The organism is Terrabacter sp. 2TAF16 (genome assembly GCF_052115065.1).
Taxonomy (GTDB): Bacteria; Actinomycetota; Actinomycetes; order Actinomycetales; family Dermatophilaceae; genus Terrabacter.
In genome coordinates this window covers 1-2,719 of record NZ_JBFRFZ010000034.1, presented here as the reverse complement: position 1 = coordinate 2,719, position 2,719 = coordinate 1, and the positions used below count along the sequence as shown (strand labels likewise).

Below are 2,719 nucleotides of genomic sequence, written 5' to 3'. Positions count from 1 at the left end.
TCACCTGGATCGAAAGGACCTACCACCGCCGACGCCGACAACGACCCCTCGGCAAACTAACGCCCATCGAGTTTGAGACCATCTACGCAGCCGCACACGCGGCCTGAAACCCCACACCACGCCTGTCAACCAGAGCGTCAGCAGTCCCGGTTGATCGGACGGAGTACTCAAAGCGAGCGGAGGCGCGATCGCTCGTCAAGCGGCATCAACGTATCGTTGCGCTGCGCGACAGAAGAGATCAGATTCAGCGAGCTCAGGGTGCGATGTCACGGCTTCAGCAGCGCACCTACATCAGCAGCGTGCTAGTACGCCACGACTTCTTGAGGTCAGCAGTGGGGCACGATGGGAAGCCTCCGCTAGCGAGGTTGATCCGGACCGGCGGAGAGGCACTGCGTCTGTACCTCCATGGCTTGTTCATAGCCCAGGCCCTGGGGACACCCGGCACCCGAGCACCCGCGATCACCTCGCTCGTGGGCAGCCGTAGTAACTCGGCTTTGATATGGCCAGCCCTGCTGGCCCTCCCCGCGAACACGGAGCGCAACCATCGGCTGCGCGTCCAGAGGACACTCCGGCGCCTCAACGAGTGTGGGTTGGCCGCCATACCTCGTACCGCGCGCGGAGACCTGGATTACGGCGGTTTCCTACTGCTTGAGGAGAGTGGCGGCGGCGCGCGTTACGTCCTGCCGGGCGGCCGCTACTCGGACCTCGCGACACGGACGGCCCCTCCTGGGACCTTCGCCGTTCCAGTCACTTTCTTTACGCGCGGATGGAGTCTGGTGTTGTCAGACACCGAACTCACCATGCTTCTCTTCCTCTACCACCTTAAGTCGCTATACGGACGTACGGCTCGCTACGTCTTCATGGCACGCCAGGAGCGACTTACGAGATACGGCATCTCTGATGAGGTCTACCTCGGGCATCGGGGCCTCGAGGAGTTCGGGCTTGTGACACTCGGAGACGTCGTGCTTCACCGGCGGCGGGGACGTATCAAGACCGACGACTACGCGTACCTCCCTCCGTACCGCTTCGACATCGATCCGCAGCGTCTGGATCGCATGGCACTAACCGTCGTGTCCAAGGCGCTCGGCCGAAACCTGGCCGCTCCTCACCTTCGAATCAGCGAGGGAGGGGGAAGGATTTGGCTCCCTGGAACCTTCGCCGATCCACCGGCGGAAGCATTGCTACAGGAGCTCAACTACGTCGATCTCTCTCGACCCGAGAGTCCTGTGATCCGAGAGGCTCAGGAGCCCGATGAATCTTCTGATCCGCCGCCCGAATCGTGGAAGCCGGACGTCGCGGAAGCCTTCGAGCGGGATCCGTCATTCGGCGCTTGGTACTTCGATGACCCTGAGTTCCTCCGAGTCGGCCAAAGCGAAGCGGAAAGCAGTCATGCGAAGGACAAAGCCGCGAGACGGAGAGGCTCTTGAAACGTCCGCAGCTGCCGCGATCAGACAGCACACCCACCGCGGCATGAGTTAAGTGATTAGAGTCTCGCACCCATCAGAGCAGGCCACTTGGCTGAATCGAATCCAGCAAGTCCAGGACACGCCGCACCTGCGCAACAAGGCTTGACTTTACAGCGTCGATCTCGGCGCCCGGGGGCACAACCAGCGGAGCGATGACATCCCCGCGGTCGTGTCTCGCCACCAATCCCGGAACGGATCGAAGTTGTGCAGCGATGAGATCCACAGGCTGCCCAGGCCGAGCCTTCGCCTGGATCCAGACAGGGGACTCCCCGTAAGTGCCCCACCAAGAGAGCCACATACCGATCCAGACGGTGCGTCCCCCAGGACTGGTGACGTACCGACCTGCTCCCGCGTCGCCCGATCCCGACGTTGCCTTCGCCGCAGATATCCCAGAGGCTGCGCCCAACAGGGCATCCACCAAGGCGCTGAGTTGTCGGCCGGTTCGTGCGGGGAGATCGCCCGGCAACAGTGGCGTCCATCCGACCCGGCTTCGCCACTCAACGAGTCCTTGGATTTGAGCGACGTCGTGAAGGTTCTCCTCCTCGTTGGCGACCCCCATCGCCTCCCTCATGACGGCGAGCACGTACTGCCAAGAGGTTGCCGCGAGAACATTGCCTGATGCTAAAACGAACGTTTGGACGTTCTCGTCCGGTCGATAGTGCGGGGCCGCATCACCGGGATATCGGCCTGGGCCCTCCAGCAACTCCGGCCAGATGGCGGCGACGCGCTCGTCCGGCACCAGGAACAACACGACGCCTGCATGGCCGGCGGCGATCCGGGCCTCGTACGACTGACCCCGTTGAATCGGTGTCAGTTCGGCGTCGAACTTCGCCTCTAGGATTAGCCGCGGCCCGAGTGTGTCGGAACCGACCAAGTCAGGACGACCGTCTGCTCCAACGTCAACCACTTGCTCGGCGAAGCTCAGCGGCTGCGAGGCAGACTCGGTCGAAATCCGGTCGAAGACGGACGTCAAACCCTTGCGAGCAGCCAAAGAGCGACCCAAGAGGTGAGTCAGAGCCGCCGTGGCGACGGGCTCAGGAGGAAGTTGGCGTGTGGCAACGATGTCGGCAAGGAGACTTTGCATGCTCTATCCTCTCCGAATGCGTGTCGACGACGCTTGAAAACGAGGCCATAGCGACGGTCGAAAACGAGGCCACCCAGACAGATTGGATGGGTGATCTCAGTGGAGGATTGGGCTCTGATCCGGCGACTGGTTGCGGATGGTGTTCCGCAGCGTCAGGTCGCACGGGACT

At 62.5% G+C, this 2,719-nt stretch carries 2 protein-coding genes; one reads left to right on the top strand and one right to left on the bottom strand.

Features of this window, described 5'->3' with window-relative positions:
* Window positions 1–299 precede the first annotated feature (299 nt).
* On the top strand, window positions 300–1,427 hold the full coding sequence (locus tag AB4Z14_RS21990) for a hypothetical protein (protein WP_442277103.1): 1,128 nt from the start codon (window positions 300–302) through the stop codon (window positions 1,425–1,427).
* Between the two features lie 73 nt (window positions 1,428–1,500).
* Here the strand turns inward: AB4Z14_RS21990 and AB4Z14_RS21985 are convergent, their stop codons facing one another.
* On the bottom strand, window positions 1,501–2,457 hold the full coding sequence (locus AB4Z14_RS21985; protein ID WP_442277102.1) for a hypothetical protein: 957 nt from the start codon (window positions 2,455–2,457) through the stop codon (window positions 1,501–1,503).
* Between the last annotated feature and the right edge of the window lie 262 nt (window positions 2,458–2,719).